We start from the raw sequence: 15719 nt of genomic DNA, 5'->3' as shown, positions 1-15719 counted from the left end.
GTTGGCGATGCATGGGGGCACATTGCCGTTAGAATAGGTCGATCGGAGTGCTGCATGAGCGCTGCAAGTCGACCATGCCGAGCACTGATCCACGTGCCATCGAGAGTGCACCGACGAAGTGCGCCCATACCGAGCGAAGAGAGATACGTTGTTCAAGCGGATTGCAGTAGTCAACCGAGGCGAGGCAGCAGTACGGCTGATCCGAGCCGTCCGAGAGCTCAACGCCGAACACGATTACGGCATCCGCACCGTAGCGCTGCACACCGAGGCCGAGAAGCGCGCGATGTTCGTCCGCCAAGCCGACGAAGCAGTCACGCTACGCAAGCCCGCGTCCGGTTCCGCGTACCTCGACTACGGCGTGCTCGAGGCGGCGCTGGTGGAGTCCGGTGCCGACGCGGTGTGGGTCGGCTGGGGCTTCGTGGCCGAGGACCCGACGTTCGCTGACCTCGTCGCTCGATTGAACATCACCTTCATCGGCCCGTCTGCCGACGCGATGCGTCTGCTGGGCGACAAGGTCGAGGCCAAGATCCTCGCTGAGAAGGTCGGCGTCCCCGTCGCACCGTGGTCCGGCGGCCCGGTCGAGACCCGCGCGGACGCCCGTCGCCACGCAGCGGCGATCGGCTACCCGCTGATCATCAAGGCCCGCTCCGGCGGCGGTGGCCGCGGTATCCGCAAGGTCTTCCACGAAGACGAGCTCGAGCTGTCCCTCGAGCGCACCCAGGGTGAGGCCGAGCGCTCGTTCGGCGATCCCGTCGTCTTCCTCGAGCGTCTGGTCACCGATGCGCGCCACGTCGAGGTCCAGGTCATCGCCGACAGTCACGGAAACGTCTGGGCCCCCGGTGTGCGCGACTGCTCGATCCAGCGTCGCAACCAGAAGGTCATCGAGGAATCCAGCTCGCCGCTGCTGACCAAAGAGCAGGCCGACCAGCTCCGCACAGCCTCGGCCGAACTCGTCAAGGCTGCCGGCTACCAGGGCGCAGGCACCGTCGAATACCTGTACCAGCCCGAGCAGAAGATCTTCACGTTCCTCGAGGTCAACACCCGCCTGCAGGTCGAGCACCCCATCACCGAGTACACCACCGGCATCGACCTGGTGAAGCTGCAGATCCTCGTCGCCGACGGTCAGGCACTGCCGGGCGAGTGCCCCGCCGAGTTCGGACACGCCGTCGAGGCTCGCCTCAACGCCGAGGACGCGGACAACGGCTTCGCGCCCGCGCCGGGCACCGTCGAACTGCTCAAGTTCCCGCTCGGCACCGGCATCCGAGTCGACACCGGCATCGCCCAGGGCGACGTGATTCCGCCCGACTACGACTCGATGGTCGCCAAGGTCATCGCCTGGGGCCGCGACCGCAGCGAAGCTCTTGCGCGACTGCGTAACGCACTGCGCGAGACCACGGTGGTCATCGACGGCGGCACGACCACCAAATCGTTCCTGCTCAGTCTGCTCGACCGCGAGGAAGTCATCTCCGCTTCCGCCGACACCGGCTGGCTCGACCGCACCGAGGCCGGCTCGCAGGTGGGCCCGACGGCCGTCGCCGACATCGCCATCATCGCCGCAGCCATCGACGCCTACGACGCCGAGGAAGGCCGCGAGCGCACCGCGTTCCTCAATTCCGCTCGCGGCGGTCGTCCGCGCGCCACGCACGCCATCGGCCGCACCGTTGAACTGAACTATCAGGGTCAGGCCTACAAGCTCGAGGTCGGCCAGACCGGCACGCATCGCTACAGCATCGACAGCGACGGACTCCGAGGCGACGGCATCGGAAACCTGCAGGTCGACGTCGAACGCCTCGGCACCTACGAGAGCCGACTGGTCATCGGAGATCACCGCTACCAGGTCGTCACCGTCGCCGGAGCCGCTCACTTCCTCGTCGAGGTCGACGGCATCAGCCACCAGATCTCCCAGGACGAGGCAGGCCTGGTCCGCGCGCCCGCTCCCGCCGTCGTCGTCGCCGTCCCGGTTGCCGTCGGCGACGAGGTCGAAGCAGGGCAGACGCTCGTCGTTCTCGAGTCGATGAAGATGGAAACCGCCGTTCGGTCCCCGTACGCGGGCACCGTGCGTGAGGTGCTCGCCTCCGTCAACGGACAGGTCGACGCCGGAGCTGCCCTGCTGCGCGTCGATCAGGCCGGTGAGCAGAAGGTGTCCGAGCAGGCACCGCGCGTGCAGTTCCGCGGTATCGACGACGCCGCGCAGCGCTCGCCGCAGCGCCGCGCCCTGGACCGCCTCGACGAACTCGCTGCCCTCATCACCGGCTTCGACGTCAGCGGAGCCCGCGCTCGAAACCTGTTGTCCACCTACGAGGCTCTGCGCGCCGACGTGCCGCGGAACGACTCCGAACTCGTCGGTGCCGAACTGGCGCTGCTGAACACGTTCGCCGACATCTGCGAACTCTCGCGCAACCGGCCGACGATGGACGAAGAGAGCACCGACGAGCGCGTCCACTCCCCCCGCGAGCACTTCCACTCGTTCATGCAGTCGCTGGACGCCGATGTGCAGGGACTGCCGGAATCGTTCCGGGGCAAGCTCACTCGCGCTCTGACGCATTACGATGCCGCCATCGACGAAGGCCGCACACCCGAGCTCGAAGAAGCGGTCTATCGAGTGTTCCTGGCCTTGCAGCGCATGGAGAACCAGGTTCCGGTCATCGCTGCCCTGCTCGGCCACTGGCTCAGCGACAGCTCGCAGCAGCCCGATGCCACCCCCGCCCTGGCCGAGGTGCTCGAACGCCTCATCGGTGCCACCCAGGCCCGCTACCCCGTCATCGGCGACGTCGCCCGCAACCTGCGCTTCCGACTGTTCGACGAACCACAGATCCGCATCGCCCGAGAGAAGATCTACGACGGCGTTCGCGGCAGCCTGCAGTACCTCGCCGAGAACCCCGACGCCGCCGATTACTCGGCCCGCGTCGCCGCACTGGTCGCCACCCCGGAGCCGCTGATCGAGCTACTGGCACAACGGATCACCGATCCCGGGGCCCTGCTCGAGGTGATCACCCGCCAGTACTACGAGATTCGCACTCTCGAGGACGTCAAGGCCTTCGACCGCGACGGAAAGCAATTCGTCACCGGCACCTTCGAGCTCTCGGGTGAGCAACTGCATCTCATCTCCACCGCAACCGACTTCGATTCGCTCGCAGCAACTCTCGACGCAGTCGACGACATCGCCGGCCCAGCGCCCGAGAACCTGGCCGTGGACCTGTATCTGTCCTGGCCGGACGCCCCCGCCGACGGCGATACGCTCTCGGCCCAGCTTCGAGAAGTTCTGACCGCCCACTCCGGCTCCGGACGCTGGCGACGAGTCACCGTGACCGTGTTCGGTGCAGTCACCCGGAAGATGACCTACCGGCGCACCACCGTCGAGGGATCCGAGCCCCTCGCCGAGGACACGATCATCCGGGACATGCACCCGCTGACCGGTCAGCGACTGGATCTGTGGCGACTGAAGAACTTCGACGGCGTGCGCCTGCCCGCCAGCGCCGGAACGTACCTGTTCCACCTGACGTCGAAGGCCAACCCCTCCGACGAGCGACTCGTTGCTCTGGCCGAGATCCGCGGTGTCACAACACAGTTGGACGATGCCGGCAACATCGTCGCGGTACCGGAGATCGAACGAACCGTCGCGGCCTGCCTCGACGGCATCCGCCGCGCCCAGGCCGGACGCGGCAAGAAGCGCCTCGACGCCAACCGCGTGGTGCTCTACGTCTGGCCCGTACTGAACGTGCCCGCCGACCGCATCGCCACCATCGCTCGGCACATCGCGCCGCTGACCATCGGTGCCGGCCTCGAGGAGATCACTCTGATCGCTCGCCTGGCCGAAACTCCAGGTGCGACACCGCGTGAGGTCGCGTTGCGTCTGTCGTACCGCTCCGGTGCAGGCATCGTCGCCAAGGTGACCCCGCCGCCGACCGAGCCGATGCGTCCACTCGACGAGTACACCCAGAAGGTGCAGCGCTCTCAGGCCCGCGGCACCGTGTACCCGTACGAGCTCATCCCGCTGCTGAGCAGTAACGGCGGCACGTTCACGGAGTACGACTTCGACGGCGACGGCGTGCTCGCACCCGTCGACCGTCCGTACGGCCGCAACTCGGCGGGCGTCATCGTGGGTGTGGCGACCACCCCGACCGCCAAGTACCCCGAGGGCATCACCCGAGTCGCACTGTTCGGTGACCCGACCAAGGCGCTCGGCACCGTCGCCGAGGCGGAATGCTCGCGCATCGTCGCGGCCATCGACCTCGCCGAACAGATGGGCGCACCCGTCGAATGGTTCGCATTGTCCTCCGGCGCAACCATTTCCATGGAATCGGGCACCGAGAACATGGACTGGGTCTCCCGCGGCCTGCGGCGGATCATCACCTTCACCCAGGCCGGCGGTGAGATCAACATCGTCGTCGCAGGCATCAACGTCGGCGCGCAGCCGTACTGGAACGCCGAAGCCACGATGCTCACCCACACCAAGGGCATTCTGGTGATGACCCCCGACAGCGCGATGGTGCTCACCGGAAAGCAGTCCCTGGACTACTCCGGCGGCGTCTCGGCCGAGGACAACTTCGGTATCGGTGGCTACGACCGCGTCATGGGCCCCAACGGCCAGGCGCAGTACTGGGCACCGAACCTGCGGGCCGCGTGCGACATCCTGTTCGCGCACTACGACCACGCGTATGCCGCACCGGGAGAACGCTTCCCGCGTCGAGCAGCCACCGCCGACCCGACCGAGCGCGACGTGCGCACCTACCCGCACGTGCACCCGTCGAGCGACTTCACCACCGTCGGCGACATCTTCTCCTCGGTCACCAACCCGGACCGCAAGAAGCCGTTCGACATTCGTACCGTGATGCGCGCCGTGGTGGACCAGGATCACTCGGTGCTCGAGCGCTGGGCCGACATGGCCGACGCCGACACCTCCGTAGTGTTCGACGCTCACCTCGCCGGAATCCCGGTGTCCGTCATCGGTATCGAGTCGCGGGCCATCCCCCGCAAGGGCTGGTTCCCCTCCGACGGACCCGATCAGTGGACCTCGGGAACCCTGTTCCCGAATTCGTCGAAGAAGACTGCGCGAGCCATCAACGCGGCCAGCGGAAGCCGGCCGATCGTGGTGCTGGCCAATCTCTCCGGATTCGACGGATCACCGGAATCGCTGCGCAACATCCAGCTCGAATACGGTGCCGAAATCGGCCGCGCTATCGTCAACTTCGACGGACCGGTCGTGTTCTGTGTCGTCTCGCGCTACCACGGCGGCGCCTTCGTGGTGTTCTCCGGAGCGCTCAACGACAACATGGAAGTCCTCGCCGTCGAAGGATCCTTCGCCTCCGTACTCGGCGGTGCCCCGGCCGCAGCAGTGGTGTTCACCCGCGACGTCAACGCCCGCACCGCAGCCGACTCCGAGGTCAAGGAACTCGAAGCACGGCTGAACGCAGCCGAGGACGACGCGACTCGCTCCGCGCTGCGCGTCGAACTCGCTACCGTGCGAGCGAACGCCCGCAACGCCAAATTGGGTGAAGTGGCAGCCGAATTCGAGGCCATCCACAACATCCAGCGCGCACAGAACGTCGGATCGGTGCACCACATCGTCCCCGCCGCCGAACTGCGCCCGCAGCTGGTCGCCGCCATCGAACGCGGAATGGCGCGGTCGCTGGCGAAATAAGGCTCTGCTGCTGTAGGGCTCTGGCTCAACGCAAACGCGCGCGCGTTTGCTGGGTGCTCGCGGAATGGTTGCCCATTCCGCGAGCGTCTGGCGAACGCGCGCGCGTTTGTCGGTTCCGGGGGGGGACTTTTACACGGGAGGCTGGGTCACGACACCGCCACACTGGCCGGTGAAAACGAGCAACCCACATTCTTGCCAGATCTCGGGCAATGCCTGGAACAACGCCGCGACGTTGTCGGAGCTACCGGTGCTCGCGCTTCCGGTATCGGCCACTGCGACCGCCGGCGACGCTACGGCGATGATGGCCGCTCCCAACACGACAGCAATACGACGCTTCACACTGTTCTCCTCTTCGATTCCATCGGACAGGTTTCGCTCGACACGCTAATCGTGCGTCCCAATTGTCACAATCGTCCGAACGAACGATGCTGCCCTCAGAGCTCCAGAACCCGCGCACTGACGAACCGCCGGGGCTCATCGGTCAGGGGGTCCGTGAAGTTCAGTGCTCGGGCGAGGAGCTGCAGGGGCCGGGTGAAATCGTCGGCCGGAATCGAGGTGAACTCCGGATAGTAGGGATCGTTCACGATCGGAATACCCAACGAGGACAGATGAATTCGCAGCTGGTGGGTCTTACCTGTCGTGGGGAACAGTCGATAGCGAGCGCGATCACCGAACGTGTCGAGGAGTTCGATGCGCGTCTCACTGTTCGGCTCCCCCGGCTCCTCGTAGGCCGTCATGACGCCGTGCTCCTTGAGGATTCGGCTCCGGACTACGCGAGGAAACTGCAGCGCCGCATCGAATCCCGCGACGGCCTCGTACTCCTTGATGACGTTCCGCGAGGAGAAGAGTTCCTGATACGGCCGTCGGGCATGCTTGGTCTTGGTGAACAGCAGCACTCCGGCAGTGGCGCGATCGAGCCGGTGCGAGGGTGTGAGGTCGGGGCAGTCGAACTGCATGCGCAGCCTGACGGTCGCCGTTTCGGTGACGTGCCGACCCCGCGGGATGGTGGCCAGAAAGTGTGGCTTGTCGACCACCAGTAGATCCTCGCTCTCGTGCAGGATGCCGATCTCGAACGGGACCGGAACCTCCTGCGCCGGAACGCGATAGAAGTACACGTGACTGCCCGCGCGGTACCGCGTCGCGTCGGAGACGGGTCTGCTCTTCTCATCCACCACTTCGGCGTCGCGCATGGCTTGTCGCCAGTCGTCTTCGGGCATCTCACGTTCGAGATACTCCATGATGGTGACGGCCGAATCTCCGTGCGGAAGAAGCAGTCTCAGCGGCGCGAGACCGTCCCGAAAAGGCAGCATCGATCAGGCGCAATCGAGGCAGATCAATCGCAGACCACGGCCGGCATCACCGTCGAAATCCTGGTAGCGCGAGGTCGGGTTGCCGCATGCACTGCACCGTCCGATGACGGCGGTGTGGTCGGAGAAGTTCTGCGCCATTCGCTTGTCGAAGACGAACAGCGAGCCCTCCCACAGCGCGTCGTCTCCGAAAGTCTCTGCGTACCGGACGATTCCGCCGTCGAGCTGATAGACCTCCTCGAAACCGCGGGCCACCATCAACGAGGACAAGACCTCGCACCGCACTCCCCCGGTGCAGTACGTGACCACCGGAGATTTCTTGAGATGGTCGTAGGCACCGGAATCGAGCTGGGACACGAAGTCCCTCGTCGTCTCGACGTCGGGTACCACCGCGTTCTTGAATTTGCCGATCTCCGCCTCGAACGCGTTGCGACCATCGAAGAAGACGACGTCGTCTCCGCGGGAATCGACGAGCTCGTGCACCTGCTCCGGGCTCAGATGAGTTCCACCGCCGACCACCCCGTCGGCGTCGACCTTCAGTTCCCCGGGGGCTCCGAAGGTGACGATCTCGTCCCGTACGCGCGCGCTCAATCGCGGGAAGTCGTTACCGATGCCGTCGGACCACTTGATGTCGGCCGCGTTGAAAGCCGGGTAGCTACGGGTGCCGCGGACGTACCGTTTGACGTCGTCGACGTCGCCGCCCACCGTCGCGTTGATCCCGTGTTCGGAGATGAGGATGCGCCCGGTCAGGTTGTTCGACGCGGCGAGCGTCTGTTGCCACAGCCGGATCGCCTCGGGATCGGGCAATGGAGTGAACACGTAGAACAGGACGATTTTCGGTACAGCCACGCCGTCCAGTATGGCGGGTTATCCGACAGGCGGTGCCGCCGCCCGGAGCCGCTGGGTGCCGGAATCGACGGTGAAGCCGGCTCCCCAGTACACACCGGTCCGCGGATCCTCCTTGGCGGTGAGGAACCAGTGGTCCATCCTCGCGGCAGATCGGGTGACCTCGAAGACGCCGAAACCGTGGCTGTCGAGGTCCACGAACTTCACGTGGTGGTTGAGCGCCTTGAACGCTTCCTCTGCGACTCGGCCCAGCGTGTGCGGCGGGGTGTGTGTCAGATCGTCGATGTTGGCCGAGCTGACCGAGGTGACCACGAGTTCGGTCGCGGCGGGCCTAGGAGTGGAGCCGGCGGAACGACCCATTTGGTCGGTCGTTGCATAGTGCGCCGCATCGAGAGGGACCTCGCAGGCCCAAGCGGAGTGGATGTCACCGGTGATGAAGACCGTGTTGTCCACGCGCGCATCGACGATGGCACTCAGGAGCTTCCTGCGGTCGGCGGTGTAGCCGTCCCACGGATCGGCGTTGTAGGGCAAGCCACCCTCGGGGATGCCGAGCAGCGAGGTGACGGCCTTGGCCGCGTCCCGATCGAGCGGCGGGATCAACGTAGGCGTGATCATCACCGGATTGCCGACGATCTTCCACTGCGTCGGCGACGAGACGATGCCGTCGGTGAGCCACTGCATCTGCTCGGCACCGGTGATGGTGCGGTTCGGAGAATCGACCTCGGGGCCGTTGAACGGCAGCACCTGCTGCGAGCGGTAGGTACGCAGATCCAGCATGGAGAGTTCGAGGAGGTTGCCGAACCGCAGCCGGCGGTAGAGGTGACGATTGGTGGCGGTACCTGCCGCGCGCACCGGCATCCACTCGTAGTAGGCCTGCTCAGAATTGGCCTTGCGGGTGTACCAATCGCCCTCGGTCGCCGGAGTGTGGTTCTCGGCACCGCCGTCGTAGGCGTCGTTCGCGGACTCGTGGTCGTCCCACGTGCAGATCCACGGCACGTCGACGTGGGCGGCCTGCAGATCGGGATCGGACTTGTACTGCCCGTGGCGCTGCCGGTAATCGGCGAGCGTGACGATCTCGTGGGTGGGCGAATGCTGCCGCACCACACCGTCGCGGCCCGGGAAGCCGCCCGTCTCGTATTCGTAGATGTAATCGCCGAGGTGCACGATGGCGTCGAGGTCAGTCCTGGCGGCCAGATGCCGGTACGCACCGAAGTAACCCGACTCCCAGTTGGAGCACGAGACAACGCCGAAGCGCATCGCATCGATGTCGGCATCGTTGGCCGGTGCGGTGTGCGTGGTTCCGACGGCCGATGCCGCGTCGCCCGTCCGGAAGTCGTAGTAGTAGATAGTGCCTGCGCTGAGGCCGTCGACGTCGACCTTGACGGTGTGGTCGGTATCGGGGCCGGTGGAGACGGTTCCGGAGGCGACGACGTCGCCCATGTCTGCGTTTCGGGCGATTCGCCACGTCACCGACACCTGCGGGCCCACGCCGGAGCCCGGGGTGGCGTCGGGCGTGGGGGTGATCCGGGTCCAGAGGACGATCGCGTCGGGCAACGGATCTCCCGACGCCACCCCGTGCAGAAAGCCTCGATCGCTGCCCTGCGCGTGGGCGACCGAGGGCAAAGTCGTAGCGACTCCGGCCACCGCGACGGCGACCGACGAGGAGCGAAGAAACGTTCTTCTGGACAGCGCAGAATCAGCGGGCATCGGGTCAGTCCATGCGATGGATGGTCGGTGGTCAAGTAAGGCGCGCCTGGGTCGCCTACCTGTTCACCGACCGGCCATGCTTCGGATGCTGGTTTGCCCGGGTCTCTGCGGGAGAACACTCAGAGAATGGACGCTCTGTGGTTGTTCGGTGATCAGCTCGGCCCGCACTTTCACTCGGTGGACGAACACGCCGAGCGAGACGTGCTGATGATCGAGTCCCGGCGCGTGTTCCGACGTCGGCGATACCACCGGCAGAAGCTCCATATCGTGCTGTCGGGAATGCGTCATCTGGCCGACGAGCTGGGTAATCGCGTCACCTATCTGCAGACCGAGACGTATCGCGAAGGGTTGGCCGAGTACGGCAAACCCGTGGTGGTCTACCAACCCACCTCACACGCTGCGGAGAAATTTGTCGCCGCGTTGCACGAGGAGGGATTGGTTTCGGAAATTCTGCCGACGCCGATGTTCGCGCTACCCCGGGCCGAGTTCGAGGAGTGGGCAGCCGACCGTGGGACGTTCCGGATGGAAACGTTCTACCGCGAACAGCGCAAGAGATTCTCGGTGTTGATGGACGGAGCCGACCCGGTCTCGGGTAAATGGAACCTCGACGCCGAGAACCAGTCGCCGCCGCCGAAGGGGCGGCTCACCCTGGGCGTGGAGGAACCGTGGTGGCCGACCGAGGATGCCATCGACGACGAGGTTCGTGCCGATCTCGATTCCTGGGACCTCGACACCGTCGGAGTCGACGGGCCGCGAGTGTTCGCGGTGACGGCGGCCGAGGCGTCGGATGCGTTGGCGCACTTCGTGAATTACCGTTTGGACGACTTCGGTAAGTACGAGGACGCGGTGATGGCCGACGACTGGACGATGTCGCACTCACTGCTGTCGGTGCCGCTGAATCTGGGCCTGCTGCAACCGTTGGACGTGGCGCACGCCGCCGAGGAAGCCCACCGCGACGGCACCCCGCTGGCGAGCGTGGAGGGATTCGTTCGCCAGATACTCGGCTGGCGCGAATACGTGTGGCATCTGTACTGGCACCTGGGGCCGGAGTACCTCGACCGAAACAAACTCGATGCCCATGAGCCACTGCCTGATTGGCTTGTCGAGTTGGACGGCGACGCAGTGGTGGCGAAGTGCCTGTCCAGTACCGTGGACGGTGTGCGTGATCACGGATGGGTTCACCACATTCCGCGTTTGATGATTCTGGGCAACTTCGGTCTGCAACATGCGTGGGATCCGCGCGCGCTGACCGAATGGTTCGCAACGGCTTTCGTCGACGGATTCGCGTGGGTGATGCCGGTGAACGTCATCGGCATGAGCCAGCACGCGGACGGAGGAGTGATCGCCACCAAGCCCTACGCCTCGGGTGGCGCGTACCTGAATCGCATGACCGACTATTGCGGCACATGCGAATTCAACCCGAAAAAGCGATTGGGCGACGACGCCTGCCCCTACACCGCCGGCTACTGGGCCTTCGTGCACCGACACCGAGAAATGTTGGCACTCAATCACCGAACCGCGCGGCAGGTGTCCTCGATGAACCGCTTGAGCGACCTCGAGCAGGTGTTGGAACAGGAACGCCAACGCGAGGTGTACTGACGCGCCCTCGACTATCGCGAGTATCGACTCGGGAGGAGCTCGGCGGCAGTGAGATTGGCCCTGCTTTGCGCGGCGTCGTGAGCACCGACTGCGCGACGCCCACCACGCCGGCTGAGACGCTGCCACGAGGACCGCGCGTGTTCCACCTGTCGCAGCCGACAGTGCATTCAGTCCGCCGCACACAGAGGATCCCCGAACAACCGAGTAGAGCAGCAGAATTGGCAGATCGCTCGAGCACAGGTTCGGGCGTCGCCGTCGAAGATACCGAGCGGACCCCTGGGGGCATTGCGCTCTGCACCGAATCGTCATCGCGAGATCACACCGCCGCACAATTTGACGTCTTACTCCGGCTCGGTGCTCTGGCAACGTTCGGGGTCGATGGGTCCGGTCCCGGGTGTACTTCTCGTCGAAGTATGGCGGTCGTGTGTGGTCGCCGGAGAGATCGAGCCTCTACCATGCGCCACCGACAGGTTCGGATTATCGAATCCTTATGCACAGCAACAGTTTTCAATTCGACTATCATTGCGTATCGAACGCATGTTCGATACACTTACCTCCATGACCACCGAGATCTGGCAACTGAGCGAAGCAGAACTGCTCGCCGACGCTGCCGCGGTCTCCCACGACATCCAATTACTCGAAGCCCGACGCATCGCCCTCGTCGCTGAAATCGACACCCGCGTGAGCCGCGAGAAGCTCGGCTTCCCCGGACCCGCCGGCTGGCTGACCTCCACCACCCTCCTCACCCCGAGTAAAGCGAACAAGATCGTGGCCCTCGCTCGCGGGTTGAAGAACTTCCCCGACATCGCCGACGCCGTCAACACCGGCGTCATGACCATCGACCACGCCGCCCTCATCCTCGGCTTCGCCGAAACACCACCGAAAAACCTCCCGCAAGAAGGCCGCGACATCGCCCGCACCGCGATGATCACCGCCGCCACCGGGCCCGGGGCAAGCACCGACAAGATCCGTGAAGCGATCACCAAACTCAAAGACACCTACGGCAGCGACAAGCCGCCCCCTGAGGACACCGACCGCAACGAACTGTTCGCATCGAAGATGCTCAACCAACGTCTGTGTCTGAAAGCCGACTTCGATGCCGTCACCGCAGAAAAACTATTCACCGCACTCTCACCGTTGACCGAACCCCGGCCCGCAGCCGACGGCACCCCAGACGAACGCAGCCCCGCCAGGCGCCGCGCCGACGCATTCGGGCAGATCCTCGACCACTACCTTGCTACCAAGGACCGCCCCACCGAAGGCGGCGAAAGACCGCACATCAACCTGCACATCCGGTTGCAGGACCTCCACAACCTGAGCGGCCAGAACACCGACGACATCACCGACGACGAAACCACCCGCGCAGCAGCAGAATCCGACAACGCCGATCCAGCCGACCCGGTGGACATCGACGCCGGCAACCCGATCCACTCCGACTCAATACACTCCGACCTGACCGAGTCGGACTCGGTGGACGAACCCGAGACCGACAGCGCTGCCGGACCGAGCCAGGATCGCAGCGCGTATCGGGACCTGTTCGGTGATGGCACCACCGTCGGGTGGCTGCCCTGGATGGGACCACTCTCGCGCAACACCTCCCGCCAACTCGCCTGCGACTGTGTCCTCACCGCGATCGTCATGGACGAGAACGGCAACCCGTTAAACCTCGCCCGCACCGCCCGCACCGTCACCGCGAAACAGAAACGTGCGTTGACCGCCCGCGATCACGGTTGCGCGTTCCCCGGCTGCGGCAAACCCGCCGCCTGGACCGAAGGCCATCACATCTGGCACTGGGCCGACGGTGGCCCCACCGACATGAACAACCTGGTCCTGCTCTGCGGGTTCCACCACCGGCTGATCCATCATTCGGATTGGGAAGTGTTCATCGGCACCGATCAACACCCCTGGTTCGTACCCCCGGCCACCGTCGACCCCTACCGACAACCCAGACCATCCCACGCCCGAGCAGGCCCCCACATCGCCTAACCACCTGAACGCACACCAGCCCCGCACCGAGAACACGGTGCGGGGCTGGACGAGATTGCTCAACAGATTGATTCGAGTAGACCACCGTGGGCTTTCTGCACCGTCTGCGACTCGATGGGGTCGAGATCAACCGTCTCTTCTACGCTCCGCTCAATTGGTCGAAGACATGCCGGCGTCGACCTTCGCAACAGCCTCGTCGATCATCGGTACATAGCGCTCGAGTGCCCACGGCACCGTCAACGGGTTGATGATCGACGATCCGGTAACGAACGACTGATCCGTCGGCGCTACGACCGAACCGCGGGACACGGCCGGAATCTGCTTGTACGCAGGCTGATTCTCGGTGTCGGTGCGGTTCTGCGGATCGGAGTAGAACGTGAAGATCAAGTCGGAATCGTTCAGCAGGTTCGCGTTCTCCAGCCCGATGACCGACGAGTCGGTGCCTTCGGTCTCGTCGAGAGTGTTGACCACCGGATCAACCTGCAACCCGAGGCCGCGAACCATCGCGACTCGCTGCTCGTCGGCGAGAAACACTCCGAGCGTTCCAGGACCGGTGTTGTAGATGTACGAGAAGCTCACGTCCGCATACTCGGGGTGCTGGGCTGCGGCGTCGGCGAAGCGGCTCTCGATCTTGCCGATTTCCTCCGCAGCCTTCTGCTCCTCACCCATGGCCTTGCCGATCACCGTCATCTGGTCTTCCCAGGTCGTCGTCCACGGCTGCTCCTCGTAGGCGACCACCGGGGCGAATGCGCTCATCTTGTCGAACTGATCCTGCGTCACTCCCGACCACGGGGCCAGAATCAGATCCGGTTCGAGCGCCGCGACGGCCTCGATGTTCAATTCTGTACCGCCGGTGAATTGTTGGGGAAGCTCGGCACCCAACTCGGTGACTGCTTCGTGCACCCACGGCAGATAACCGGTGTCATCGGCACCCCAGGAATATTCCTCGACACCTACCGGGACGGTACCCAGCGCGATCGCCGTCTCGGCCGAACCCTGCCCGAGAGTGACGATGCGTTCCGGCTTCTCGGTGATGACCGCCTGACCCAGGGCCGAATCGATGGTGACGGTCGCGAAGTCGCTGCCCGCCTGTGGCTCCTCAGCGGTATCGCTACTCGAACACGCTCCGGCCACGAGGGCCGACACCGTGAGCGCGGACAGCAGGGTTGCACGGCGCGCAGTCCGTCGACCGGCCGGTGAAGCAAAGAACATGGTTACCTTTCGACAAGCAAAGAGACGTTAAAGTAAGTCTAGGCTAACCTCTCAAGCCCTTTCAAATTCGCTGCACAACACGCATTCGCTACGGTGGGACACATGAGCCTTCCTCGTCCCGCACCCGACCGGACTGCCGTTGTGACCGGAGCGTCTTCCGGAATCGGGGCCGCCATCGCTCGTGAACTCGCCTCCCGGGGCCACGGAGTCACCCTCGTCGCCCGGCGCGCCGACAAGTTGGACGAGCTTGCGAACGAGATTCGCGCACGCGGCGTCCGCGCCGAGGTGTTGGCCGCAGACCTATCCGATCGCACTGCGCGCGCCGAACTGCTCGGCCGCATCACCGATCTCGGTCTGATCCCGGACATGCTGATCAACAACGCCGGACTCTCCACCCTCGGACCTGTCGCAGAGTCGGATCCGGAGGCAGAGATGAACATGATCGAGGTCGACGTGGTTGCCGTCGCCGATCTGTGCACGCGCTTCCTGCCCGGCATGACGAAACGCCGACGCGGAGCGCTCCTCAACGTCGCCTCGACCGCCGCGTTCCAGCCGTTGCCCGGCCAAGCCGGATACGGCGCATGCAAGGCATTCGTCCTCTCCTACACCCAGTCTCTGACCGGCGAACTGCGAGGGACGGGAGTGACCGCCACCGCCTTGTGCCCCGGACCGGTGCAGACCGGATTCGGCGAGGCCGCCGGCTTCGCGAAAGACGATGCAGAAAAGGCACTTCCATCGATCATGTGGGTGTCGGCAGAAACCGTGGCCAAGACGGCCGTCGACGACATGACAAAGGGACGCATGGTCTCGATCCCCGGACCCGCCAACCGCATCGGGTCGATCTTCGCCCAGATCACTCCGCGAACCTTGTTGGTGCCCATGCTCAGCCGAATTCATCCCGGCCTCAAGAACGGTGCATCGTCATGACACGCGAATTGACGGTGTCCGACAGCATCGTGGTGAACTCCGACGCGAACACCCTGTACGACGCGATCAGCGACCCCACCCGTACGAGGGAGTGGAGTCCCGAGAACACCGGTGCCACGGTCCACGAACCCCGCGAGAGTGCTTACGTGGGAATGGTGTTCGACGGAACCAACAAGCGGGGCCGGGCGAAGTGGATCACTCGATGCACTGTTACCGCCGCTGATCCGGGAAAGACTTTCGAGTTCCGCGTCCACGCGATCGGCAAGAGCGCGCCTAAGATCAAGAGCGCGAACGCAACCTGGCGATACGACTTCGAGCCGGTTGCGGGCGGAACGAAAGTCACCGAAACGTGGACCGACGACCGAACCAAGTGGCCCGATGCCCTGGCCCTCATATTCGACAAGATTGTCACCAGCGGCAAGACGTTCCCGCAGTTCCAGCGTCGAAACATCCGAAAGACGCTGGAGAACCTGCAGAAGCTCTACGCCTGACGC

General features: G+C 64.8%; 10 protein-coding genes. 5 read left to right on the top strand and 5 right to left on the bottom strand.

The features are described 5' to 3' along the window. The first annotated feature begins 148 nt into the window (after positions 1 to 148). On the top strand, positions 149 to 5641 hold the full coding sequence (locus ACFI9K_RS15205) for an ATP-binding protein (protein ID WP_462664258.1): 5493 nt from the start codon (positions 149 to 151) through the stop codon (positions 5639 to 5641). Positions 5642 to 5770: 129 nt separating this feature from the next. On the opposite strand, the gene ACFI9K_RS15200 is transcribed toward ACFI9K_RS15205, so the two are convergent. The 4 genes from ACFI9K_RS15200 to ACFI9K_RS15185 form a co-directional block, all read right to left on the bottom strand. Then, positions 5771 to 5980 (bottom strand): hypothetical protein, encoded by a 210-nt coding sequence (locus ACFI9K_RS15200; protein WP_462664257.1) that lies wholly within the window; start codon positions 5978 to 5980, stop codon positions 5771 to 5773. Between the two features lie 95 nt (positions 5981 to 6075). Then, positions 6076 to 6951 carry a pseudouridine synthase gene (locus ACFI9K_RS15195; protein ID WP_462664256.1) on the bottom strand — a complete coding sequence of 292 codons (876 nt, stop codon included), beginning with the start codon at positions 6949 to 6951 and terminating at the stop codon, positions 6076 to 6078. A gap of 3 nt (positions 6952 to 6954) precedes the next feature. Further along, positions 6955 to 7797 (bottom strand): oxygen-dependent tRNA uridine(34) hydroxylase TrhO, encoded by an 843-nt coding sequence (trhO, locus tag ACFI9K_RS15190; RefSeq protein WP_462664255.1) that lies wholly within the window; start codon positions 7795 to 7797, stop codon positions 6955 to 6957. Between the two features lie 18 nt (positions 7798 to 7815). Beyond that, on the bottom strand, positions 7816 to 9501 hold the full coding sequence (locus ACFI9K_RS15185) for an alkaline phosphatase D family protein (RefSeq protein ID WP_462664254.1): 1686 nt from the start codon (positions 9499 to 9501) through the stop codon (positions 7816 to 7818). A gap of 126 nt (positions 9502 to 9627) precedes the next feature. Between ACFI9K_RS15185 and ACFI9K_RS15180 the strand changes: the two genes are divergently transcribed. Continuing rightward, complete coding sequence (locus ACFI9K_RS15180; protein ID WP_462664253.1) at positions 9628 to 11100, top strand: cryptochrome/photolyase family protein; 1473 nt, start codon at positions 9628 to 9630, stop codon at positions 11098 to 11100. 558 nt (positions 11101 to 11658) lie between these two features. Continuing rightward, complete coding sequence (locus ACFI9K_RS15175; protein WP_462664252.1) at positions 11659 to 13086, top strand: HNH endonuclease signature motif containing protein; 1428 nt, start codon at positions 11659 to 11661, stop codon at positions 13084 to 13086. 150 nt (positions 13087 to 13236) lie between these two features. Here the strand turns inward: ACFI9K_RS15175 and ACFI9K_RS15170 are convergent, their stop codons facing one another. Next, a complete protein-coding gene (locus ACFI9K_RS15170; protein ID WP_462664251.1) occupies positions 13237 to 14298 on the bottom strand; it encodes an iron-siderophore ABC transporter substrate-binding protein in 1062 nt (353 codons plus the stop codon). A 102-nt stretch (positions 14299 to 14400) separates the two neighbouring features. Here ACFI9K_RS15170 and ACFI9K_RS15165 point away from each other — a divergent pair, with 102 nt between their 5' ends. Continuing rightward, positions 14401 to 15225 carry an SDR family NAD(P)-dependent oxidoreductase gene (locus tag ACFI9K_RS15165; protein ID WP_462664250.1) on the top strand — a complete coding sequence of 275 codons (825 nt, stop codon included), beginning with the start codon at positions 14401 to 14403 and terminating at the stop codon, positions 15223 to 15225. After that, entirely contained in the window at positions 15222 to 15716 is a 495-nt protein-coding gene (locus ACFI9K_RS15160; protein ID WP_462664249.1) for an SRPBCC family protein, read from the top strand. Before ACFI9K_RS15165 ends, ACFI9K_RS15160 begins: the two co-directional genes overlap by 4 nt. The last annotated feature ends 3 nt before the right edge of the window (positions 15717 to 15719 follow it).

This window comes from Rhodococcus sp. PSi06 (assembly GCF_054960675.1).
Note: the sequence above shows the minus strand (reverse complement) of the source record. Positions and strands in the feature narration are given on the sequence as shown.

Coding starts and splice junctions, on each gene's coding strand:
- ACFI9K_RS15170 (WP_462664251.1), bottom strand. CDS start 14,298: ATGTTCTTTGCTTCACCGGCCGGTCGACGGACTGCGCGCCGTGCAACC.
- ACFI9K_RS15175 (WP_462664252.1), top strand. CDS start 11,659: ATGACCACCGAGATCTGGCAACTGAGCGAAGCAGAACTGCTCGCCGAC.
- ACFI9K_RS15165 (WP_462664250.1), top strand. CDS start 14,401: ATGAGCCTTCCTCGTCCCGCACCCGACCGGACTGCCGTTGTGACCGGA.
- ACFI9K_RS15160 (WP_462664249.1), top strand. CDS start 15,222: ATGACACGCGAATTGACGGTGTCCGACAGCATCGTGGTGAACTCCGAC.
- ACFI9K_RS15180 (WP_462664253.1), top strand. CDS start 9,628: ATGGACGCTCTGTGGTTGTTCGGTGATCAGCTCGGCCCGCACTTTCAC.
- ACFI9K_RS15185 (WP_462664254.1), bottom strand. CDS start 9,501: ATGCCCGCTGATTCTGCGCTGTCCAGAAGAACGTTTCTTCGCTCCTCG.
- ACFI9K_RS15195 (WP_462664256.1), bottom strand. CDS start 6,951: ATGCTGCCTTTTCGGGACGGTCTCGCGCCGCTGAGACTGCTTCTTCCG.